Consider the following 22783-nt stretch of genomic DNA (forward strand, 5'->3'; position numbering starts at 1 on the left):
GGTATGGTGTTATTTCTTACGATACTACACCGCGGCGGCGCTGTCGAACACGCTTGCGGCTACACGTCCGGGTGCGTTATACTTACGGAGGCAAAATCCTACAATAAGGAGCAGGAAACATGGATAAGGTACTCATATTCGGGCATCGCAATCCGGATACCGACTCGATCTGCTCGGCCATCGCGTACGCCGAACTGAAGAAGAAGCTGGGACAGCAGGTCGAAGCGGTGCGCCTCGGCGCCGTGAACGCGGAGACGCAGTATGCGCTGGATTATTTCAAGACGGAAGCGCCGCGGCTCGTCGAGAAGGTGGCCGATGAGACGAAAACGGTCATCCTCGTCGACCACAACGAACGGCAGCAGAGCGCCGCGGACATCGATCAGGTGCGCGTTGCGGAGGTCATCGACCATCACCGGATCGCGAATTTCGAGACGGCCGGTCCGCTCTATTATCGCGCGGAGCCGGTCGGCTGCACGGCGACGATCCTGAACAAGCTGTACAAGGAGAACGGCGTGTCCGTCGAGCCGCGCATCGCCGGCCTGATGCTGTCGGCCATCATTTCCGATTCGCTGCTGTTCAAGTCGCCGACCTGCACGCCGGAAGACGTGGCGGCCGCCCGCGAACTGGCGGAAATCGCCGGAGTGAACGCGGAAGAGTACGGGCTCGCCATGCTGAAAGCCGGCGCCGATCTGAGCAAGAAGACGATCGACGAACTGTTGTCGCTCGACGCGAAGGAATTCCAGATGGGCAGCGCGAAGGTCGAGATCGCGCAGGTCAACGCCGTCGACGTCAACGATGTCCTGTCGCGTCAGGCTGAAGCGGAGGACAAAATCCGCGCAATCATCGACGCAAAGGGCCTTGACCTGTTCCTGTTCGTCGTGACGGACATTCTGAACAACGATTCGGTCGGCATCGCGCTCGGCAAACAGGCGGCTGCCGTCGAACAGGCATACGGCGTCAAGCTGGAGAACAACCGGGCCGTGCTGAAGGGCGTCGTCTCGCGCAAATCGCAAATCGTGCCGGTGCTGACGGAGACGCTGGCCGGAAAATGAGATCGAATATGAACGTTGAAATCCCGCGGATGGACCGCGGGATTTTTGTCGTTTCCGGTGAAGGTATAATCTGGTTGCGGCAGGGACACAATGAGCGTGAATCAAGGAGGAATGCCCCCATGCTCAGATGGATTTCCCGCGTCAACCTCATTGCCGCTTTCGCCGTGCTCCTGGTGTTCCACCTGCTGCTGTATTATTTCCTCGGCACGGACAACTGGCTTTCCATCGCGCTGCTCGCCGCCATCGTCGAGACGGGCGTGCTGGCGATCATCCAGATTGCCTTCGGCGGACGGGAGGAAGACAAGGCGCGCTGACCGGAGCTTCCGTTACATCCCGGCTTCCTGCGACAGCCGCCGCGCAATCTCCTCGAGATCTTCGGGGGAGAGTCCCGGCGCGAAACATTCCGGCACTTCCTCGAGATCGGGAACAGGGCCGCCGTAGCCCGGAACGCCGGAGAACGCCTCCAGCTTGCCGCCGTCGAGCGGATGCGTGCCGCGCCAGATCCGGGCGATCTGCTGATAGTCGTTGTCGCTGAACGTATAGAGCCGGCGGTGCTCGCCGCGTTCTTCCCAGACCCGCGCCGCGTCAAACACCTTGTTGTCCAGCCGCGGAACGGGGATGATTTTGGTCACGTCGACTCCGGTGATGATCGAAATCGCCTTCGCATAAGCCAGGATGTGAACCCCGCCGCGCACGAGCAGATAGCCGATCATCGCGCGTGCCGTCGGATGGTCGGTCTTCTCATACACCCGCATTTTGTGCGTGCGGGCGCCGATTTCCAGATAGTAGTTGTGGAGCAGGTCGAAGATCAGGTTGCCGCTGGAGACGACATAGGTGCCGTTCCACGGCCGGCCCATCGAATCGACGGGCAGCGAGGATTGTGCGCCGTCGATGAAGTGCAGCGACATGCGCAAGTGCTTGGCCGGTTCGAGCGGCGCCGCATCCGGGTCGCTGTAGCTCGTCGTCCCGGTCAACATCAGGTTGATTGTGTTCGCCACCAGTTCCACATGACCGAATTCTTCCGCGGTAATGCTTGCCACGAGATCATAGAACGGACGAAGTTTCGACTTGTTGCGAAAATTGAATGATTGAAAGAGGTAGTTATTGAGCGTCGACATTTCGCCGAACTTGCCTCCGAGCAATTCCTGGACCGCGCTTGCCCCGTTCGGATCCGGGTGTGCCGGAACCGGAAGTTCAATGGCGAGCCTGTCTATTCGTTTGAACATGCGGATCCCTCCTTGTTTTGTCGTAATTTGCCCTCTGAACCACATGTGTATGAATGACGGATTGTCCGTTATGCGCATGCATATTCCGGGCAGCAACGGGACAAATTAACCGCAAATCCATTCTGATTCCACATCAAAAGGAGCGATAGCGGTGCCGCTCATTCCGTATGATCCGATTCGCCAGATTGACGCGCTGCGCAGAAATGTGGACCGATTCTTCGATGACTGGCCGTTTGCCGGACGGTTCCTGGAAAGTGCGGGCTATGGCCGTATCGATCTCTACGAGACGGAGCATGAGCTTGTCGCCCAATGCGAGGTCCCGGGGCTGGAGAGCAAGGAGGATGTCGAGATCTCGGTCGATCAGCAGACGTTGACGATCTCCGGAAGACTAAAATCGTCGGAGCAAGTCAAAGAGGAGCAGTACCATCGCCGCGAGCGGTTCATCGGCAAGTTCACGCGTTCGGTGTCGCTGCCCGTGCCCGTCGCTTCGGAAGGAATCTCCGCTTCCTATCGCAACGGCATCCTCGAGATTCATATGCCGAAAATGAAGGGCGACCAACGCAGACGGATCGACGTGCAATTCCATTGAACCGGGACTGCATGAGCCAAACCGTGCCGGCCGGACTCGATGTCCGGCCGGTTTTTCTGTTATGATGGGCGGGTGGAGCATCACCATCTGAAGCCAAGGAGTGTGCCGCATGCCATCCCGCATCCGTGTGGACGTGACGAAGAAGCAGAACGCCATTCATCCTTTTCTTTACGGGCAGTTTATCGAGTTTCTCGGAAGATGCATCAACGGCGGCATCCATGATCCGGATTCACCGCTTTCCGATGCCGACGGATTCCGCCTGGACGTGCTGGAGAAAGTGAAGGGGCTGAATCCGCCGCTGCTGCGTTTTCCCGGCGGCACCGTGGTCAAGATCTACCATTGGATGGACGGCGTCGGGCCGAAGGAAGAGCGCAAGCGCCAGGCCAATCGGATCTGGGGCGGCGTCATCGACCACGCGTTCGGCACGAACGAATTCATTCAATACTGCCGGAAGATCGGGGCAGAGCCGTTCCTCGTCGTGAACATGACGACGGGGACGCCGGAAGAGGCGGCCGATTGGGTGGAGTATTGCAACGGGACGGGCGATACGTACTACGCCAACCTGCGCAGAAGCCACGGATTCGAAGAGCCGCACAACGTGAAATATTGGGGACTGGGCAACGAAGAAGCGGCCGTTCCGGACATCGGATATCTTCACGATCCGAAGGAGTACGTCAAGGCCGCGTGGGAGTTCGCCAAACACATGAAGCTGGCCGACCGTTCGATCAAGCTCGTGCTGCCGGGGGACAAGCCGGAGTGGAACAAGGCCGTTCTGGATGAACTTCATCCGGTCTGCGACTACCTGTCGCTGCATTATTATGCGAGTTCGTTAAACGGCGATGGCGCCGAATATTTCAGCCATGCGGCAAAACTCGAAAAGCGGATTGCCGAAACCCGGGAACTTCTCGCCGAATATCCGGCCAGGGTCGAAAACTTCGACCGCTGGTACCGCTTTCCGCCGAGACAGCGGGAAATCCGGATTGCACTGGACGAGTGGGGGATCTGGCAGATCGGGAACTCGGACGATTACGTCAGGGACATGGAGACCGTCTACAACTGGAGAGACGCGCTGCTGGTCGCCAGCATGCTGAATGTCATGCAGCGCCAAAGCGGCGCGGTTACAATGGCGACATTCGCCCAGATGGTCAACATTCTGGCGCCGATCTTCACGAACGAGCAGGGTTCGTTCCTTCAGACGATCTATCATCCGCTGAAATTGTACCGGGAACACAGCGGAAACTGGAAGCTGTCTTGCGAAACGGATTCCGCGATGTTGACGGACGGGGAAGGAAAGCCGTCCGCCGTTCCGTGTCTGGACGTGTCCGCAACGTATCACGACGGTCGGGAAGAGATCGTGCTTGCCGTCGTCAACCGCGATCCGTCGCGGCCCGCAAAGGCGGTCGTATCGTTCACCGGAGCGGATGTTCCGGAAATCGCCGAGGCGATTGAATTGACCTGCCCCTCGTGGGAGACGGTGAACGGATTCGGCCTGGATGATCAGGTAACATGTACGGTGAAGACGGATGCGCGGCATGACGCGGACGGCGGGTATGTTTTTCCGCCTCGTTCGATCACGCTGCTCAAACACCGATCGGCGATCCGGGATTGAGCCTTAACCCCCTTCGCGGAAGCTGTCGATGAACAGGCGGGCGCTGCGGGAGAGGTAGCGGTCTTTCAGCCAGAGAATGCCGACCTCGGACGAAAGCGACGAATCGGCAAGCCGGATCGTCTTCGTACCCGCCGGCGGAAAGGCCGCAAGCACGGACCGCGGCAGCAGCGCGACGCCGAGACCGGCCGACAGCAGCGAGGAAATGACGGCAACGCTCGAACATTCGGCGATGATACGCGGTTCGAATCCGTGCCTCCGGCATTCGGAGACAATGCGCTCGTGCATCGCTTTCGTCCGGTCGGTGCGCAGCGTCAGGAACGGCCATTCGGCAAGTTCGCGCATCCGGATCCCGCCGGGGGCGGGATGGGGCAGCCAGTCTTCCGGAATGACGGCTTCGAACGGTTCGGAAGGAAGGGGAAAAATTTCGTAGCCGTGATCCACATCCGGCGCTTCGAAGGGGAGGCGGGCGACGACGAGTTCGACGGCGCGCCTGGACAGGCGGTCGCCGAGCAGTTCGTGATCGCCTTCCGTTATTTTGAAGGTGACGCCGGGGTAAGTTTCCCGGAATTGCTTGATGCGCGGCGGCAGCAGGGAGACGCAGGATACGACGGCGCCGATCGAAAGCGTGCCGGTAATGCCTTCGTGAAGTTCCTTCACTTCCGTCACGATTTCCCCGAACAAGCGCAGCAGCTGTTCAGCCCGGCTGCGCAGCCGTTCGCCGGCCGGCGTCAGCGTCATCCGCCTGCCGGAACGGTCGAACAGGTCGACGCCGAGCTCTTCCTCCATCATGCGGAGCTGCCGGCTGAGCGGCGGCTGTTCCATGTTCAGTTTCCTTGCGGCACGCGTGACTTGGCCTTCTTCCGCGACGGCCAGGAAATAGCGAAGCTGGCGAATATCCATCCGGATCCTCTCCATTAACCATACCTAATCGGTATGCAAAATCGACAAAACCGATATTTTCAATATAGTCGAATCGTTGATAAGATGACAATAAGAATTGCGGGGCAGAGCCGGCATGCAGGCATTGTAAGCGTTTGCCCCCTCAAAGGAGCGGATGGAAAGATGAGAAGCGGCACCATGCCCGTCATCGAGCTGATCCCGGCGCGTGAGGCGAAGCCGAAACCGCCGGCCGACCGGCTCGGCTTCGGCAGACATTTCACGGACCACATGTTCGTTATGGATTACGAGGAAGGACGCGGCTGGCACAGTCCGCGCATCGTGCCGTACCAGCCGATTGCCCTCGATCCGTCGGCGATGGTGTTGCACTACGCCCAGACCGTGTTCGAAGGTCTGAAAGCGTTCCGTTCGGCGGACGGGCGCATCCGGCTGTTCCGGCCGGAGATGAACATCAAGCGGCTGAACCGTTCGTGCGTCCGCCTCAGCATTCCGCCCGTCGACGAACAACTCGCGCTGGAAGCAATCCGGAAGCTGGTCGAGACAGACAGCGGCTGGGTGCCGGGCGAGGCGGGCACATCGCTCTACATCCGGCCGTTCATCATTGCCACGGAACCGCATGTCGGGGTTGCGCCGTCGTCCACATATCTGTTCCTGATCATCATGTCGCCGGTCGGCGCCTATTATGCGGAAGGCCTGAAGCCCGTCAGCATCATGGTCGAAACGCGTGACGTCCGCGCCGTGCCCGGCGGCGTCGGCGATGCGAAGACCGGCGGCAACTACGCCGCCAGCCTCCGGGCGCAGCAAGAGGCCAAAAAGTACGGCAGCTCCCAGGTGCTGTGGCTCGACGGCGTCCACCGGCGGTATGTCGAGGAAGTCGGCAGCATGAATGTTTTCTTCAAGATTGACGGCACCGTCGTCACACCGGAGCTCGGCGGCAGCATCCTCGACGGCATCACGCGGAATTCGGTGCTTCGGCTGCTGCAGCAATGGGGCGTGAAAGCGGAGGAACGCCGCATCTCGATCGACGAGATCGAGGAAGCGCATCGGGACGGACGGCTTGAGGAGGCGTTCGGCACGGGGACCGCGGCGGTCATCTCGCCGATCGGCGAACTGGTCCTGGGCGGCCGTAAGCTTGCGGTGAACGGCGGGGAGATCGGACCGCTCGCGTCGAAGCTGTACGAGACGCTCACCGGCATCCAGTACGGGCGCATTGAAGATCCGTTCGGCTGGATGATGGATGTCCTTCAATAACGGATTGGATGAGGCAGGCGGGGCAGGCGGATGAAATTCGCCGGTTGACAGCCTGCTTCTTCCGCTTATAAGATGAACGCGTGTTTACACAAACGGGGAGATGACGATGCTATGGTAACCCTCAGCGTTTTCGACCAATCGGCCCTCGTCTCCGGCATGACGCCTTACGAAGCGATGCGGAATACCCTCGCATTGGCGGAGGCGGCGGACAGGCTCGGTTATGCCCGGTTCTGGGTGTCGGAACATCACGATACGGACGGGCTGGCCGGAAGCGCGCCGGAAATCGTGATGGCCGCCGTGCTGGCGCGAACCCGGCGCATCCGCGTCGGATCGGCGGCGGTGCTGCTGCAGCATTACAGTCCATACAAAATTGCGGAACAATTCCGCGTGCTGGAGGCGATGTTTCCCGGCAGGGTCGACCTCGGCATCGGACGCTCGTCCGGCGGCAAGCCGCCCTCCGCGGCCGCGCTTCAATACGGCGCCGGCAGCGATGCGTCGTTCGAGCGGCGGCTGCTCGACCTGGCCGGTTTTCTGCGGGACGATCTGCCCGCGGATCATCCGTATGCCGGCGTCCGGGCGCGCCCGTCGATACCGACCGTACCGGAAATCTGGCTGCTCGGTTCGGGAACGCAGAGCGCGGAGCTGGCATCGCAGCTCGGCGCATCGTTCGCATACGCCCATTTCTTCAAAGGCATTCCCGGCCATGACGCCATCCGGAACTACCGCGACCGCTTCCGCCCGGGCCCGCTCGGCGACAAGCCAAGGACCGCCGTCTGCACGGTCGTGATCTGCGCCGAGACGGACGAGGAGGCGGAGCGGCTGGCTGCGCCGGTCGATCTGCGCATGCTGCTCATCGACAAAGGCGAATTCGCGCGGCCGTATTTGACGCCCGAGGAGGCGGATGCCTATCCGTACAGCGAGGAAGACCGGGAGCGCATACGGGCCAACCGGACGCGCATGATCGTGGGCGGACCGGACAAAGTGAGACGCGATATCGAACGGTTTTGCCGGGAATACGGGGCGGACGAGCTGATCGTGCTGACGATGCTGCATGATTTTGACGCCCGCCTGAGATCGTACGAACTGCTTGCGGAAACGATGGGAATAAATGTATGATGTCGATATGGCAACCGAAAAATCGCTGCAATGGAAGGAGTACCGGTCGTTGAACGAACGCCATTCATCCGAACGAATCGAACTCATTGACATCATCCGCGGTTTTGCCGTATTCGGCATCTGTCTCGTCAACGTGCCCGAAATGGCTGGCAACGGCGTCTATTTCCGCTCCGGCTTCGAAGGAAGCGACGCGCTGATCCGGGTGCTGTACGACATGTTCGTGCAGTCGAAATTTTACACGATTTTCGCTTTTCTGTTCGGCGTATCGTTCCATCTGTTTCTGCAATCGGCGCAGCGCCGCGGGCTTGCGCCCGGACCGGCGGCCGCCCGGCGCTTCGGCGCGCTCCTGTTGTTCGGCGCCGCGCATGCGATCCTGCTCTGGTTCGGCGATATCCTGCTGACTTACGCGCTGCTCGGCTTCTTCCTGCTTCCGTTCATCCGCAGGACGGACACGACGGTGGCGGGTTGGGCGTGGTCGCTGCTCGGCGTCGCCGTCTTCGTTCACGTGCTGCTCGGATTGACGATGCTGGCCATCCCCGCCGACCGGAGCCTCGATCCGACATTCGCAGCCGGTTTGCCGGACATGGCCGAACGGCTCAGATTTTTGTACACGGAAAACGCGATGAACCTGCCGATCTACGGTCTGGAAGTGCTGGGCCTGTTCCTGCTCGGCTTGTATGCCGGCAGGCGCGGCTGGTTCCGGCCCGGCGCCGCAAGCGCCCGCAGGATCGCCAGCGTCCAATGGACGGCTCTGGCCGTCGGACTGCTGGCCGCCGCGCCGATGGCATGGGACTATGCGCATGATCCGGTGTATCAATTTGATAAGCACTACTTGTATGTGTTCCTTAGCGGCAAGGCGCTGGCCGTCTTCTATGTCGCGACGCTGATGCGTCTTACGGGCGGGGAACGCGCCGAACGGTTCCGGCCGCTGGCCGCCGTCGGCCGGATGGCGTTCACCAACTACCTGACCCAGACGATCCTCACAGCGGCGCTGGTGCAGGCGCTGCGGATCGAGGCGGGCGAATTGCCGCTTTGGGCCACGCTCCTCTGGTCTGCGGTGCTGCTCGCCCTGCAGACGGTCTGGAGCGTCTGGTGGCTGAAGCGGTACCGGATGGGGCCGTTTGAATGGGTGTGGCGCATCTGCACCTGGCTGCGCGTTCCCGCCCTGCGCCGGCAGCCTGCGCGGTCGGCCGGCGCCGGAACAACCGGAACCGCCATATAACGTGCAATCGGGCCGTTCCCGTGGGGGAGCGGCCTTCGTCTTTGAAGCATAATTCGCACCGATCTGCGGCACCATATGGAAAAACTGCGACTGCAAGGAGCGTTTTTCCATGATGAAAAGACTGATCGCATCGGTGCTGTCCATCGTCCTGACCGCGCTTGGCGCCTTGGCCGCCGCGCCGGCCGCCGTCCATGCACAGCCCGCGGACACCGACGTTTACACGGTCAAGCCGGGAGACACCCTGTGGATCATCTCGCTGAAATATCAGGTCGGCCTGAGCGAAATCATCGCCGCAAACCCGCAGATCAAGGATCCGCACTGGATCTACCCCGGGGACAAGGTGACCGTGCCGCTTCTGAGCGGCGTCAAGTCGATTGAGGCGCAGGTCGTCGAGCTCGTCAACCAGCAGCGGGCCAAGAACGGGCTGAAGCCGCTCAAGCTGAACTGGGAACTGTCGCGCGTCGCCCGTTACAAGAGCGAGGACATGCGGGACAGAAGATATTTCTCCCACAACTCGCCGACTTACGGCAGTCCGTTCGATATGATGAAGGCGTTCGGCATCCGCTACAGCGCCGCCGCCGAGAATATCGCAGCGGGCCAGAAAACCGCACAGGCGGTCATGAACAGCTGGATGAACAGCCCGGGTCACCGCAGCAACATTCTGAGCGCAAGCTACACCGAGATCGGCGTTGGCTACGCGTCGGGCGGCAGCTACGGCCACTACTGGACCCAGATGTTCATCAAGCCGCGTTGAACCGAAAACGGCTGGACACACACGACGGCTGATCGGGATTCCTTCCGATCGGCCGTTTTTTTTTTCGCCTTTACAAAATCTTCTCATCCCGTTGACGCTGCGGCGACATTTCCCCGTTACGATAGGGCATATCCGGATATGACCAACCAAGCGGGAGGAGAGGAAAACATGCGACTGGTGCTGATGGGCGATCTGCATTATCACAACGTCGACGGGTCGATCCCCGGCTGGCGCGACGCGCGGGACCGGTTCTACGGTTCGCTGCTCGGGAAGTTTCTGGACATCGAAGCCGACTGGCACATCTCGCTCGGCGACCTGACGAATTTCGGCACGCCGGCCGAGCTGGAAGGCGTGTTCAGCCTGATTCGCCGGAGGGACAGGCGGTTCGTCCATGTGCTCGGCAATCACGACCTGTACGCCATGCCGCGCGATTTCGTATTGCGCGCAAACGGCGGTCAGCGCTACCACGCGGTCGAGACCGGCGAGGCCGTGCTCGCGTTCCTCGATACGGCGCGGGAACAGGATCGGCGGGACTGGAGCGGCCATGTTGATGAAGCGCAGCTCGCGTGGCTGGAATCGGTCGTCCGGGCGTCCGGCACAAGGCCGCTGCTCGTGTTCGCGCATCACCCGGTTTACAATACGACGGCGAGGTCGACGGAACCGAAAGGCTCCATTGTGCCCGAGATCGACATCCGCGCCATCCTCGGCATGAAGCGCGGCGTCGGTGTCTATTTCAACGGGCATACGCACGCCGAGTCGATCGTCCGGGAAGACAACTGGACGTTCGTGCAGCTCGCCGCCTGTCTCGATGTGCCTTCGTTCCGGCTTGTCACGGTGGAAGCGGACGAGATCCGCATCGACGCGGTCGATCTCGATGACGATTCGCTCATCGCGGATGCGCGGTTTCTGCATCGGTACATGCCGCATTTCGCGCCCCGCGAAGACGCCCGCGGCGGTGAGGCGGACCGGACGGCCCGCGTCGGGATCGCGCCGGCTCCGAGCCTTTGAGCGGAAGGACATGATGACCCGGATGGGAGGGTGGAGAAATGAACCGGAGATGGATGGCCGTCTTGCTGGCGGTTTCGTTGACGGTTGTGCTCGCGGCCTGCGGCGGCGGCGGAAGCGGAGAAGGCAGCGCCGGCGGTACGCAGGCTTCCGGAGCGAAAAGCCAAGGAGGCGCCGCGGATAACGACAAGGACAAGATCGTCATCCGCTATTGGTACGCGTTCGGCGACAAGATCGAGGAAGCGAAGCAGGAGCTGGTTCGCAGGTTCAACGAGTCGCAGGACCGGATCGAAGTGATCGCCGAACATCAGGGCAACTACGATGACCTGCACGCCAAGGTGCAGGCGGCGTTCGCGGCGGGCAACGCGCCCGCGGTCACCGACCTCGAGATCGCGTCGACCGGAATGTTCGCCCGTTCCGGCATGCTGCTTGAACTGACCCCGTACGCGGAGAGGGACGCGGAAGCGCTCAAGCTCGACGATTTCAATCCGGGGCTGATGGGCAACGCTTATGTCGACGCCAAACTGTACGGCCTGCCGTTCATGCGCAGCACGCCGATCATGTACAAGAACGTGACGATGCTGAAGGAAGCCGGGCTCGATCCCGAAGGACCGCGCAACTGGGAGGAATTGGAGCAATATGCCCGCGTGCTGAAGGAGAAAGGCAAGTACGCCATGACCGTGCCGGTCGATATCTGGTTCTATGAAGCGCTCGTCTTCCAGAGCGGCGGCCGGATTCTGTCCGAAGACGGCAAGAAGGCGCTGTTCAACTCGCCCGAAGGCGTCGAACCGGTCGCGTTCTGGAAGCGTCTCGCCGAAGAAGGCCTGATCAAGATTCCGGTCGGCGACGATGCGGGCGCCGCGGCGGACAAAGACTGGGCGAACCAGATCTCGGCCCTGCGCTTCGCTTCGACGGCTGGCGTGTCGGCCGCCATCGAGATCGCGGAAGGCAACGGCTTCGAGATGTCGACGTCCTTCATGCCGGCGAACCGCGACTACGGCGTCCCGACGGGCGGCTGCCAGCTCGTCATCACGTCGAAGCTGACGGACGAAGAGAAGGAAGCGGCGTGGGAATTCATCAAATTCATGACGACGACGGAAAGCACGATCTACCAGCACAAGCATGTCGGCTATCTGCCGACCCGGCTGTCGGCGCTCGAAACCGACGAGCTGAAGGCGCATTTCGCCGAATATCCGCAATACAAAGTCGCGGTCGATCAGCTCGCGTACGCCAATCCGCGGCCGATGGAGAACGCGTATCCGGAGATCGTGATGCTCATCAAGAACGCCATCGAGAAAGCGATTCTCAATCCGAAAGTGTCGCCGCAGGAAGCGATGGACGAAGCAGCCGCGAAAGCGGACAAACTGCTCGCGAAATGACAAGGAGGAGACCATGGCCCGCATCGAACTGATCGACGTCGTGAAGCGATTCAAAGGGGAGACCGTCATTCCGAATCTGAATCTGACGATCCGCGAAGGCTCGTTCACGGTGCTGGTCGGCCCGTCGGGCTGCGGCAAATCGACGACGCTGCGCATGATCGCCGGACTCGAGCGGCAGACGTCCGGCGACATCCGGATTGACGGAGAGCTCGTCAATGACACGGAACCCGGCAAGCGCGACGTGGCGATGGTGTTCCAGAATTACGCGCTCTATCCGAACATGACCGTCCGCGGCAACATTGAATTCGGCCTGAAGAACCGCGGGGTGCCCAAGCGGGAGCGCGAACGGCTCATACGCGACATCTGCGAGATCGCCGGCCTGACGCCGTACCTCGACAAGAAGCCGCAGAGCCTGTCCGGCGGACAGCGGCAGCGCGTCGCCCTCGCACGCGCGATGGTGAAAAATCCGAAGGTGTTCATTCTCGACGAGCCGCTCTCGAATCTGGACGCGAAGCTGCGCGGCCAGATGCGCACCGAGCTGATCGAGCTGCACAAGCGGCTGGGCACCACCTTCGTCTACGTCACGCACGACCAGGTGGAAGCGATGTCGATGGGCGACCGGATCGTCGTGATGAACAAGGGCGAGGTGATGCAAGCGGCCCCGCCGATGGTGCTCTACGAAGATCCGGACAACCTGTTCACCGCCCAGTTCATCGGTACGCCGCCGATGAACGTGCTGCCTGCGTCCCGCCTGCCGGGCCTCCGGACGGAAGGGGAGGGGCACGCCGAATTCGTGGGCTTTCGCCCCGAACACGCCTTGCTCTCGCCCGAGACGGCGGAACTTACGCGGGAAGGCCTGGTGATCGCAGGCCAAATCGCAACCCGGGAAAGCCTCGGCGCCGAGCAGGTGTACAAGCTGCGCTGCGAAGCCGGATCGTTCTTCGTGAAGTCGTTTCTGAACCCGTATGTCGGCGGCGACTTCGCCCTGGCCGTCGTGCCTTTCGAGCGGTTGTACTTCTTCGACCGGGACGGCAACCGGCTGCGCAGGCTGCGAGCGGTCCGGCCGCAGCTAGCGGCGGCGGGGGTGTGACGGCATGCCGTCCATCCTGAACCGGCTGCGCCCCTATGCGATGGTCGCGCCCGCGCTCGTCGTGTTCTCCCTGTTCTATCTGTATCCGATCGGATACATGATCCATCTCAGCTTTCATGAGTGGAACTTCATCAGTCCGGTGAAAACCTACGTCGGGCTGAACAATTACCGGGAGATGCTGGCGGACGACACCTTCCTCCAGGTGCTGCGGAATTCGGCGCTCTACACGGTCATGACGGTGCTGCTGGCGACCGGCACCGCGCTGCCGCTCGCGATCTGGTTGAACCGGAAAAGCGCGTTTCACGCCTTCGTGCAGGGCGCGATCTTCTCGCCGCACATTATCTCGCTCGTCTCGATCTCGCTCCTGTGGAGCTGGCTGATGGACCCCGAATACGGGTTGCTGAACGGCCTGCTCCACCTGTTCGGCATCAGTCCGCTCAAGTGGCTGAACGATCCCGGCACGGCGCTGGTGTCGCTCGTCATCGTCGCGGTATGGAAGAGCCTCGGTTACAATACGCTCGTCTTCATCGCCGGCCTGCAGAGCATCCCGCCGGAGCTGCTCGAAGCGGCGGCGCTCGACCGGTCGAAGCCTTGGACGACGTTCCGGCGTCTCATCCTGCCGATGCTGTCGCCGACGCTGTTTTTCCTCGTCATCATCAACCTGATCGGCTCGTTTCAGGTGTTCGAGACGATCGCGATCATGACGCAGGGAGGACCGATCAATTCGACGAACACGCTGGTTTACTACATTTACGAATACGGATTCCGGTTCTTCAAGATCGGATACGCTTCGGCGGCGGGCGTCATCCTGCTCATCATCGTCGGCACGCTGACGTTGATCTATTTCCGTTTGCTGTCGCGCCGCGTCCATTACCGCTAACGCCGGGAGGGGAATCCGCATGTCCATGAATGACGCCGGAAGAAGATCGGCCATCGGCCAGGCGGCCGGCGTGCGGCGGCCGCTCGCCGTACGCCGCATCCGCGCCGTCCTGGAAGCGATGCTGTTCGCGGCGAACCGGGCCTGCATGCTGCTGCTCGTCTGCGCCTTCGCGCTGCCGTTCGCCTGGATGCTCTCGACTTCGCTGAAGACGCTGCCCGAGACGATGATTTTCCCTCCGGAATGGATTCCGGCCGAGCCGGTCTGGAGCAACTACGCCGTTGCATGGAACTCGGGCCCGTTTCTCACTTATCTGTTGAACAGCTTCATCGTCTCCGTCGGCATCCTGATCCTGCAGATGCTGACGATCATTCCGGCCGCCTACGCCTTCGCCCGGTTCCGGTTCCCGGGCAAGGGGCTGCTGTTCGGGCTCGTCATGGCGACGCTCATGATCCCGGCGCAGCTCATCTTCCTGCCGGTGTACCTGATGCTGAGCGACTGGAAGCTGCTCAATACGCATCTGGCGCTCATTCTGCCTTTCGCCTCCAGCGCCTTCGGCATTTTCCTGCTGCGCCAATCGTTCATGCAGACGGCCGAGGAACTGATCGAGGCGGCCCGTCTGGACAACGCGCCGGAATGGAAGATCATGCTGCGCATCATGGCGCCGCTCGCCAGACCCGTGCTCGTCACCTTCGCGCTGTTCAGCTTCATTACGCACTGGAACGATTATTTCTGGCCGCTCGTCATGACGACGAACGAATCGGCGCGCACGCTGCCGCTCGGCATCGCGAAGATCCGCGAGACGGAAGGGACGGCGACCTGGAACGTGCTGATGGCCGCCAACGTCATGCTGGCCGTTCCGGTGCTGCTCGCGTTCTTCGCGGCGCAGCGCCAGATCATCCGGGCGTTCGTATACAGCGGCGTCAAATGAACGGCGTTTCACATGAATACCGCTTCATTCGGCACGACGGTCGGCCAAGGTTAGACAGACCGGAAAGCGGGACCGCCGCCCATGCGCGGCGGTCCATTTCATTTCGACAAAGGTTCACCGAAACGGCGCGCGGCGTTATGACAAGCTTCTCGGCGGACAACGGATACAATGGGAAGTGCATTTGGACATCGAACATCATGGTCAAGGCCTGACGGCCGCCCGGCCATCCGCCGAAGCGGCCGCAATTCGGACCGAGAGGTGATGGGAATGTCAGCCGCAGCCGGCCGTTTGTTCCGAATCGTATGGATAGCGCTTGTCGCCGCATTGGGCGTGACCGCCGCCTGGCCCGACGCTCCCGGTGCGGATAACGGCGCCGCGTACCAATCGCGGGCGTTTGCCCGGGAACTCCAGGGCGCCGTGCATGAAACGTTGCCCGTACCGCCGGTCAGCGAACCGGTTGTGCAATATGGATGGCTTGACGCTTCGCCACAAGCCGTCGCCCCGGCACCTTCTTCCGCCGTGCGCGATAATGAAACCACAGCCCTTCATGATACGGCAGCTTCACACGATCCGAAACCTTCGCCCCAACCGGAGATCGCGGCAGAAACGGATTCCGGCCGGACGCCGGAATCTTTCACGGAGCCGGAGTCCGCGCCATCGCCGCAAATCCCGCAGCCGTCCGAACCCCCGCAAGATCAGCCGGTTTCGTACGTCGTGACCGCGTATTATTTGAACGTGCGCGCCGAGCCCGACAAACATTCGCCGATCCGGGATCTGCTCAAACAAGGCGATCGGGTGAAGGTCGTCGGCAAGACGGAGAACGGCTGGCTGGCGCTCGAAGACGGCACCTACATCCACGGCGCGTATGCGGAGCCTGCCGACCCGGAGCCCGAGCAGGTGAAGAACGCCGCCCGCGAAGTGGCCATCGCGTCGGCATCGCCGTCCGTCCGCGCCGAGCATGCGATCTACAAGCCCGAACCGTCCGACGACAGCGCCGGTCCCGCGCCGCTGACCAAAAAAGTGAAGTCTTCCTCCGGCATGACGGAGCAAGACATCGCGAAACTGCTGGAAGGAACGGCGCTTGAAGGGCACGGACTGGAAAAAGCGATCCTTGAAATCGAAATCGAACACGGCATCAACGCCCTGTTCACGATCGCCGTCATGAAGCTGGAAAGCGGCAACGGGAAGAGCAAGCTGGCGCGCGAGAAGAACAACCTGTTCGGGCTGAACGCGACCGGCGGAAGCAGCAAGAAAGCGTACAGCTTCGAAACGAAGAGCGACAGCGTCTACAAATTCGGATCGCTCATCGCGAAAAGCTACATCGCCAAAGGCTATTCGACGATCGAGAAAGTGGGGAAGAAATATTGTCCCGCCAACCCGAAATGGGCGTCCCTCGTCGTGTCGATCATGAAGCGCGATCATCGCAAATTGAGCAAAGCGGTGTGACCGACAGGCGGTAATGCCGGATTTCCGCAATGACGGGGGAAGTTGGACAGCTTTATCGGGATGTGGTAATATGAACGCGTGTTTACATGAATTCATGGCAGAGCAGAGGGGTGCGGCAAGATGAAATACCGGAAATTGGGCAGATCGGGGCTGAAGGTGAGCGAAATCAGCTTCGGCAGCTGGATGACATACGGCCATACGGTCGACGGCAACATCGGCGAACAGCTGATTGAAAAAGCGTTCGAGCTCGGCATCAACTTCATCGACACGGCGAACGTCTACGAACGGGGCGAAGCGGAGAAGCTCCTGGGCAACATTCTGCCGCGGTACCCGCGCGAATCGTACGTGCTTGCGACGAAGGCGTTCTTCCCGATGGGCGACGGGCCGAATGACCGCGGGCTGTCCCGCAAGCATGTGTTCGAGCAGGTGCACGCCAGCCTGAAGCGGCTGAAACAGGATTACGTCGACATCCTGTACTGCCACCGCTACGATCCGGAAACGCCGGTCGAAGAGACGCTGCGCACGATCGACGACCTGATCCGCCAGGGCAAAGTGCTCTATGCCGGCGTCAGCGAATGGTCGGCGGCGCAGATCGAGGAAGCGATGCGGATCGCGGACAAGTATCTGCTTGACCGGATCGTCGTCAACCAGCCGCAATACAACATGTTCTACCGGAAAATCGAGGCGGAGGTCATTCCGGTCAGCGGGAAGTACGGCGTGGCGCAGGTCGTCTATTCGCCGCTTGCGCAAGGCGTGCTGACGGGCAAATACCGGCTCGGCAGCGAACTGCCGAAGGACAGCCGCGCCGCCGATCCGAAGACGAACATGTGGATCAAAAACTTCCTGACGGAAGCGCATCTGCGGAAGGTCGACCAGCTTGACGCGGTGGCGAAGGAGCTCGGCCTGTCGCTCGGCACGCTTGCGCTCGCCTGGGTGCTGCGCCAGGACATCGTCGCCAGCGCGCTGGTCGGCGCGACGAAGCCGTCGCAGCTCGAAGAGAACGCGAAGGCGTCGGGCGTCGTGCTCCCGCAGGAAGCGCTCGACCGGATCGAGGCCATCCTCAGCGAATAAAAAAGGACAGGCACGCAGCCGTTTCCAACGGCCGCATGCCTGTTTCATTTTTTAATGGGAATCCGCCTTGTCTTCCTTGAGCCAGCCGATCAATTCGAACGCCTTGAACAGGAGCGACAGCAGAATGGCGGCGACCGTCGCGAGCGCCATGCCCTTCAGCTCGAGATGGCCCCATTTGAACGTCGCGCCGCTGATGCCGAGGACGAGGACGACGGTCGTCAGCACGATGTTCGACGGCTTGGCGTAGTTGACTTTCGTCTCCACCAGCATCCGGATGCCGGCGGACGCGATGACGCCGAACAGCATGAGGGAAGCGCCGCCGATGACGGCTTCGGGAATCGAGGCGATCAGCGCCGACAGCTTGCCGAAGAACGACATGACGATGGCGATGACGGCCGCGCCGCCGATCACCCAGACGGAATAGACGCGCGTGATCGCCATGACGCCGATGTTCTCGCCGTAGGTCGTGTTCGGCGTCGATCCGACGAAGCCGGACAGCATCGTCGACAAGCCGTTGCCGAGCAGCGAGCGGTGCAGACCCGGATCCCGGGACAGATCCTTGCCGACCATGTTGCCCGTCACGATGAGGTGGCCGATATGCTCGGCGATGACGACCAGCGCCGCGGGCGCGATGATCAGGATGACCGACCATTCGAAGCGCGGCGTCGTGAACTCGGGGATGGCGAACGCCGACGCCTGGCTGACGGTGTCAAATTCGACAAGTCCCTGTGACCAGGCGACCAGATAGCCGACGATGAAGCCGACAAGAATCGGGATGATCCGCAGGAAACCTTTGAACAGCACGGATCCGAGCAGAATGACAAGCAGCGTGACGACGGAGACGAGCATCTTCTTCGGATCGGGCGACCATGACGCATCCGCTCCGTCCGGCGCGATCCATTCGGCCATGCGCGCGGCGACCGGAATCAATTCAAGTCCGATGACCGCGACGATCGCGCCCATGGCGGCCGGGGGAAACACGACATCAAGCCATTTCGTGCCGATGCGTCCGATCAGCAGCGCCACCGCCGTGAAGATCGCGCCGACGACGACAAACCCGCCGAGCACCTCGGAGTAGCCGGCGCCCCGCTCGAGCAAGAGGAACGTTACGGGCGAAATGAAGGCGAAGCTGGACCCGAGGTAGGCCGGTATCCGCCCCTTGCAGATCAGCAGGTAGAGCAGCGTGCCGATCCCGTTCATCAGCAGCACCGTCGCGGGGTCGACGCCGAAGATGATCGGCACGAGCACGGTGGAGCCGAACATGGCGAACAGATGCTGCAGGCTGAGCAGCACACCCGGACCGAAGCCGGGCCGTTCATGGACTTGCAAGGCAGGTTGCATGGGTGTCCTCCAGTCTTGAAGAATTTGTCGAAAAACCAAACCGACTCATTATACCATCCGCCATTAGCACATGCCAGACGTAAAATGAAAACGGCTTCTGAATGCCGGGAGGACAGCGGTCCTTTCTTGAGAAAATGGAAGAAAAAAGGAGATACAACCCCCGTCAGCAGCCAGAAATCGCCATACCGGGCGCATATCCCGCTTGATCGGATTGCAACAGCCGTTTTACCCTGATATTAGCAGTCAATGCAATCGAGTGCTAACAACACTCATCTCCATGAACGTTCCCTAATCTGAACCGTTTCTTCCCGGGACGCTCGTATCGTCGGGCTGTCAGCCGCGGGAAAACATTTGGATCAGCGGGCGTTCTTCTTTTTTCCCAAAAATACCAAGCGTGTCGGGAGGGATTGGAAGCATGAAGGCATTGTTGCTCGCTGGAGGTTTCGGTACACGCATGAGACCGCTCACCGAGCGGCTTCCGAAACCGATGGCACCGGTCGGCAATCGGCCCTGGCTCGAACATCTGATTGCCGGACTCAAGGAACAGGGAATCCGCGAAATTGTGATCGCCGTCAAGCATTATCCGGAACGGATCATCGATTATTTCGGCGACGGCCGAAAGCTTGGCGTCGACATCCGCTATACGCACGAACCGGTGCCGCTCGGAACGGCCGGCGCCGTGAAAAATGCCGAAGCGCTGCTCGGCAGCCGCTTCGTCGTCATCAATGCCGACATCGTGCACCGCGCGGACATCCGCGCGCTGGTCGAAACGCATGAGCGAAGCGGCGCGATGGTGACGATCGGCCTGGTCGAAGTGGCGGACCCGTCGCAGTTCGGCGTCGTCGAACAGTCGGCAGACGGGCGGATCGTCCGCTTCGTGGAGAAGCCTCCGCGGGGCGAGGCGCCGTCGAACCGTATCAATGCCGGCATCTACATCATGGAGCGCGATGTCCTGCAAGCTATCCCCGCGGGGCGTGAAGTGTCGATCGAGCGTGAAACGTTCCCGTCGCTCATCGCGGCCGGGCATCGCGTGCAGGGAGCCGATGTCAGCGGATACTGGATGGACATGGGCACCAGCGATCGGTACCGCCGCATCCACTGGGATCTGCTCGACGGAAAGCTTGAGCTCGAACTTCCGGGCAGAGAGCTCGGGCGCGGCATCCGGATCGGCGAAGATACCGAAATCGCACAGGGCGCGATGCTCGTGCCGCCAGTGCTCGTCGGCAGCCGGGTGACGATCGGCGAGCGCGCCGTCGTCGGACCCTATGCCGTGATCGGCGACGACTGCGTCATCGGACGCGGCGCACGGGTTACCCATTCCATCCTGTGGGACCGCTGCACGGCGGCCGAAGCGGCGCAGCTGAACCGCTGCATTGTCGGCAGCGGGCTCAAGATCGACCCGCGGCACCTGCTGCATGAAGCCGTCGTAAACGTCATTCCGGAGGCCGAGACGATATGACGAGGATCGCTTATATTGGCACCTATGTACCGAGACGATGCGGCATTGCGACCTACACCCATCATCTCCGGCAAGCCGTGAACGCGGCTTCCGGAGGGAAGGGAAGCGACCTCGTGATCGCCCTCACGAACATCCCGGATGAGCATACATACGGGAGAGGCGTCCACCCGCTGCCGAAAGACGAACGGTCCGAATACCGCCGGGCGGCGGAGCGGATCAGAGCGTTCGGCGCCGATCTCGTCTCGCTTCAGCATGAATTCGGGATCTTCGGCGGCGAAGCCGGCGAGTACGTGCTGGACTTGCTGGAATCGCTGAAGCGAATGGACATCCCGGTCGTCACGACGTTCCACACCGTGTTCGAACGGCCTGAAGAACCGTACCGCGCCGTGCAACAGCGCATCGCGGAATTGAGCGACCGGATCATCGTCATGACCCGAACGGCCGTCCGCTACGTCGCCGAAGCGTTCGGCGTGCCCCGCGAACGCATAACATATATTCCGCACGGCACGCCGCAGCCTCCTCGGGACGCCCGCCGCAAGCTCAGGGAACGGCTCGGCTGGAACGACCGCAAAGTCGTCATGAGCTTCGGCCTCCTGGGCAGAGGCAAGGGGCTCGAAACCGTCATCCGGGCGCTGCCGAAGCTCGCCGGCCGCGCGCCCGACGTGCTGTATGCCATCGTCGGGCAGACGCACCCGGAAGTGCTGAAACTTGAAGGCGAATCCTATCGCGGCGAGCTGCGCGCCCTTGCCGCCGAACTCGGCGTCGAACGCCATCTGCTCATGATCGACCGTTACATGGATGAGAACGAACTGGCCGAAATTCTGACTGCCTGCGACGTGTACGTCACCCCGTATCCGGGCATGCAGCAGATCACATCCGGCACGCTGGCTTACGCCGTCGGACTCGGCCGGCCGGTGCTGAGCACGCCGTATGTCTATGCGCGGGATCTGCTGGCGGATTGCCCGGAGCTCCTCGTGCCGGCTTCCGATGCCGACGCCTGGGCCGAAGCGCTGGCGGAGCTGCTCGGTTCGGCCGAAACGCTCGAACGGATCGAACGGCGGATCGCCCGGATCGGCGCGGAAATGCACTGGCCGGTCGTCGGACGCGCGCATCTGGAGCTGTTCCGGCGCGAGAGCCGCGTCGCGGACGTGACGGCCTCGACGGCGGAGGGTTGACCCATGACGGCGAATCTGACGATGGAGAAGCCGACACAGCAGATCCGATTCCGGCATCTGAGGCGGCTGACCGACGACACCGGTCTCCTCGAACATGCCATCGGGCGAATTCCGCGGCGTGCGGAAGGCTATACGACGGACGACAACGCGCGGGCGCTGTGGGCGTGCATCGAGTGGATCGATCTGGATGCCGGACTGGCCGAAGCGGAGGGGCTGCCGGAACTGGCGGAACGATACGCCGGTTTCCTGTACTGGGCCCGCAAGCCGGACGGCCGGTTCCACAACAATTATGATTACGAGCGCCGGCCCGAATCGGAATATCCATCGGACGATTGCCTCGGACGGACGATCTGGGCGCTCGCCCGGACGATCTCCGTTCCGTTCGGCAAGCGGCTCGCGCCGGCGGTGCCCGATCTGCTGGCGCATGCGTTTCCCGCGGCCCGTACGATGACCATGCCGCGCGGCTGGGCCTATGCGCTTGCGGCCTGCGCCTTGCTGGAGCGCAGCGGCGGCGCATCCGAGCGGCGGGACGATGCGCCTCTGCCGTTCGCCGGAGAGCGGGTGCGGTCGCTGGCCGCCGAACTGAAGAGCCGGCTTCTGGACAAATACCGCCGCGAGGCGGGACCGGGATGGCACTGGTTCGAGCCGGTCATGACGTACAGCAACGGACTGCTGCCCTGGGCGCTGTTCGAAGCCCATGCCGCATTCGGCTGGGGCGACGCGCTGGCCGCCGCCCGCGACACGTTCCGCTTCCTGGCCGAGCGGATGGCGGCGCCGTCAGGGGCGATCCGTCCGATCGGCAACCGGGGATGGGGAACGAGGGAAGGCACGGCCCGATGGGATCAACAGCCGATTGAAGCGTTCAAGCTCGCGCTGGCCGCCGAAGCCGGATACCGGGTGACGGGGGAACGGGAGTACCGGGAGACCGCGCTCGCATGCCGGGCGTGGTTCCACGGCCGGAACGACTGCGGCGCGGCGATCGCCGACCCCGCGGACGGCTCTTGCTGCGACGGGCTCACGCCCGACGGGCCGAACGCGAACCGCGGCGCCGAATCCACCATCGCGTATCTGCTCACGGAAGCGGTCGTCCGGCGGTTGGGCGGCGCGGAGAACGGGCAATGCGGCAGCGCGGTTCAGTCGCGAAGCATCAGATAGATGGCGAGCGGCAGGAAGCAGCCGGACAGCAGCGCGATGCCGAGTCCGGCTGCCGCATTGCCGCCGCGCCAGCTCCGCCAGGCCTGCGCGAGCGAATAGCCGGTCAGGCCGAGCGCGATGAGGAACATCAAGCCCCCC

The 22783-nt window shown here is 62.0% G+C and carries 22 protein-coding genes; 18 read left to right on the plus strand and 4 right to left on the minus strand.

Going from position 1 to position 22783, the window contains the following annotated elements; all coding sequences use genetic code 11:
- Positions 1–119 precede the first annotated feature (119 nt).
- On the plus strand, positions 120–1052 hold the full coding sequence (locus KJQ12_RS03120; RefSeq protein ID WP_213483442.1) for a manganese-dependent inorganic pyrophosphatase: 933 nt from the start codon (positions 120–122) through the stop codon (positions 1050–1052).
- Between the two features lie 119 nt (positions 1053–1171).
- Positions 1172–1366, plus strand: a complete 195-nt coding sequence (locus KJQ12_RS03125) for a hypothetical protein (protein ID WP_213483443.1) — start codon at positions 1172–1174, stop codon at positions 1364–1366.
- A 12-nt stretch (positions 1367–1378) separates the two neighbouring features.
- Here KJQ12_RS03125 and KJQ12_RS03130 read toward each other — a convergent pair whose 3' ends face one another.
- The gene (locus KJQ12_RS03130; protein ID WP_213483444.1) at positions 1379–2278 is read right to left on the minus strand and encodes a manganese catalase family protein; all 900 of its coding nucleotides are present in this window, start codon (positions 2276–2278) and stop codon (positions 1379–1381) included.
- A gap of 151 nt (positions 2279–2429) precedes the next feature.
- Here KJQ12_RS03130 and KJQ12_RS03135 point away from each other — a divergent pair, with 151 nt between their 5' ends.
- Both KJQ12_RS03135 and KJQ12_RS03140 read left to right on the plus strand, forming a co-directional pair.
- Complete coding sequence (locus KJQ12_RS03135; protein WP_213483445.1) at positions 2430–2867, plus strand: Hsp20/alpha crystallin family protein; 438 nt, start codon at positions 2430–2432, stop codon at positions 2865–2867.
- Between the two features lie 109 nt (positions 2868–2976).
- Positions 2977–4476 carry an alpha-L-arabinofuranosidase C-terminal domain-containing protein gene (locus KJQ12_RS03140; protein ID WP_213483446.1) on the plus strand — a complete coding sequence of 500 codons (1500 nt, stop codon included), beginning with the start codon at positions 2977–2979 and terminating at the stop codon, positions 4474–4476.
- Positions 4477–4479: 3 nt separating this feature from the next.
- On the opposite strand, the gene KJQ12_RS03145 is transcribed toward KJQ12_RS03140, so the two are convergent.
- The gene (locus KJQ12_RS03145) at positions 4480–5376 is read right to left on the minus strand and encodes a LysR family transcriptional regulator (protein WP_213483447.1); all 897 of its coding nucleotides are present in this window, start codon (positions 5374–5376) and stop codon (positions 4480–4482) included.
- Between the two features lie 162 nt (positions 5377–5538).
- Here KJQ12_RS03145 and KJQ12_RS03150 point away from each other — a divergent pair, with 162 nt between their 5' ends.
- The 11 genes from KJQ12_RS03150 to KJQ12_RS03200 all read left to right on the plus strand — a co-directional run bounded on the left by KJQ12_RS03150 (position 5539) and on the right by KJQ12_RS03200 (position 17515).
- A complete protein-coding gene (locus KJQ12_RS03150; protein WP_213483448.1) occupies positions 5539–6624 on the plus strand; it encodes a branched-chain amino acid aminotransferase in 1086 nt (361 codons plus the stop codon).
- A gap of 111 nt (positions 6625–6735) precedes the next feature.
- Positions 6736–7740, plus strand: coding sequence for an LLM class flavin-dependent oxidoreductase (locus KJQ12_RS03155; protein ID WP_213483449.1), 1005 nt, complete (start codon positions 6736–6738; stop codon positions 7738–7740).
- A 49-nt stretch (positions 7741–7789) separates the two neighbouring features.
- Positions 7790–8962: a DUF418 domain-containing protein gene (locus KJQ12_RS03160; RefSeq protein ID WP_213483450.1), complete on the plus strand. Its 1173-nt coding sequence runs from the start codon at positions 7790–7792 to the stop codon at positions 8960–8962.
- Positions 8963–9071: 109 nt separating this feature from the next.
- Positions 9072–9716, plus strand: a complete 645-nt coding sequence (locus KJQ12_RS03165) for a CAP domain-containing protein (protein WP_213483451.1) — start codon at positions 9072–9074, stop codon at positions 9714–9716.
- 168 nt (positions 9717–9884) lie between these two features.
- Positions 9885–10724: a metallophosphoesterase family protein gene (locus KJQ12_RS03170; protein ID WP_213483452.1), complete on the plus strand. Its 840-nt coding sequence runs from the start codon at positions 9885–9887 to the stop codon at positions 10722–10724.
- Between the two features lie 38 nt (positions 10725–10762).
- Entirely contained in the window at positions 10763–12100 is a 1338-nt protein-coding gene (locus tag KJQ12_RS03175; protein WP_213483453.1) for an ABC transporter substrate-binding protein, read from the plus strand.
- A 13-nt stretch (positions 12101–12113) separates the two neighbouring features.
- Complete coding sequence (locus tag KJQ12_RS03180) at positions 12114–13190, plus strand: ABC transporter ATP-binding protein (protein WP_015254554.1); 1077 nt, start codon at positions 12114–12116, stop codon at positions 13188–13190.
- Positions 13191–13194: 4 nt separating this feature from the next.
- Positions 13195–14070: a carbohydrate ABC transporter permease gene (locus KJQ12_RS03185; protein WP_015254553.1), complete on the plus strand. Its 876-nt coding sequence runs from the start codon at positions 13195–13197 to the stop codon at positions 14068–14070.
- Between the two features lie 118 nt (positions 14071–14188).
- A complete protein-coding gene (locus KJQ12_RS03190; RefSeq protein ID WP_041854316.1) occupies positions 14189–14998 on the plus strand; it encodes a carbohydrate ABC transporter permease in 810 nt (269 codons plus the stop codon).
- A 714-nt stretch (positions 14999–15712) separates the two neighbouring features.
- Positions 15713–16444, plus strand: a complete 732-nt coding sequence (locus tag KJQ12_RS03195) for a glucosaminidase domain-containing protein (protein ID WP_213483454.1) — start codon at positions 15713–15715, stop codon at positions 16442–16444.
- Between the two features lie 120 nt (positions 16445–16564).
- Positions 16565–17515, plus strand: coding sequence for an aldo/keto reductase family protein (locus KJQ12_RS03200; protein ID WP_213483455.1), 951 nt, complete (start codon positions 16565–16567; stop codon positions 17513–17515).
- A gap of 51 nt (positions 17516–17566) precedes the next feature.
- On the opposite strand, the gene uraA is transcribed toward KJQ12_RS03200, so the two are convergent.
- Positions 17567–18856, minus strand: a complete 1290-nt coding sequence (uraA, locus tag KJQ12_RS03205) for a uracil permease (protein ID WP_213483456.1) — start codon at positions 18854–18856, stop codon at positions 17567–17569.
- Between the two features lie 415 nt (positions 18857–19271).
- Between uraA and KJQ12_RS03210 the strand changes: the two genes are divergently transcribed.
- Genes KJQ12_RS03210 through KJQ12_RS03220 form a run of 3 tightly spaced genes read left to right on the plus strand, consistent with a single transcriptional unit; the run spans position 19272 to position 22645 of the window.
- The gene (locus tag KJQ12_RS03210; RefSeq protein ID WP_213483457.1) at positions 19272–20315 is read left to right on the plus strand and encodes a nucleotidyltransferase family protein; all 1044 of its coding nucleotides are present in this window, start codon (positions 19272–19274) and stop codon (positions 20313–20315) included.
- A complete protein-coding gene (locus tag KJQ12_RS03215; protein WP_015254547.1) occupies positions 20312–21490 on the plus strand; it encodes a glycosyltransferase family 4 protein in 1179 nt (392 codons plus the stop codon). The genes KJQ12_RS03210 and KJQ12_RS03215 overlap by 4 nt, the downstream gene beginning before the upstream one ends.
- 3 nt (positions 21491–21493) lie before the next feature.
- Positions 21494–22645: a glycosyl transferase gene (locus KJQ12_RS03220; RefSeq protein ID WP_213483458.1), complete on the plus strand. Its 1152-nt coding sequence runs from the start codon at positions 21494–21496 to the stop codon at positions 22643–22645.
- Here KJQ12_RS03220 and KJQ12_RS03225 read toward each other — a convergent pair.
- Positions 22624–22773 carry a hypothetical protein gene (locus KJQ12_RS03225; protein WP_213483459.1) on the minus strand — a complete coding sequence of 50 codons (150 nt, stop codon included), beginning with the start codon at positions 22771–22773 and terminating at the stop codon, positions 22624–22626. The two genes, KJQ12_RS03220 and KJQ12_RS03225, sit on opposite strands and share 22 nt — an antisense overlap.
- Between the last annotated feature and the right edge of the window lie 10 nt (positions 22774–22783).

The sequence above is a fragment of the Thermobacillus xylanilyticus genome, assembly GCF_907165215.1.
Classification (GTDB): Bacteria; Bacillota; Bacilli; order Paenibacillales; family Paenibacillaceae; genus Thermobacillus; species Thermobacillus xylanilyticus.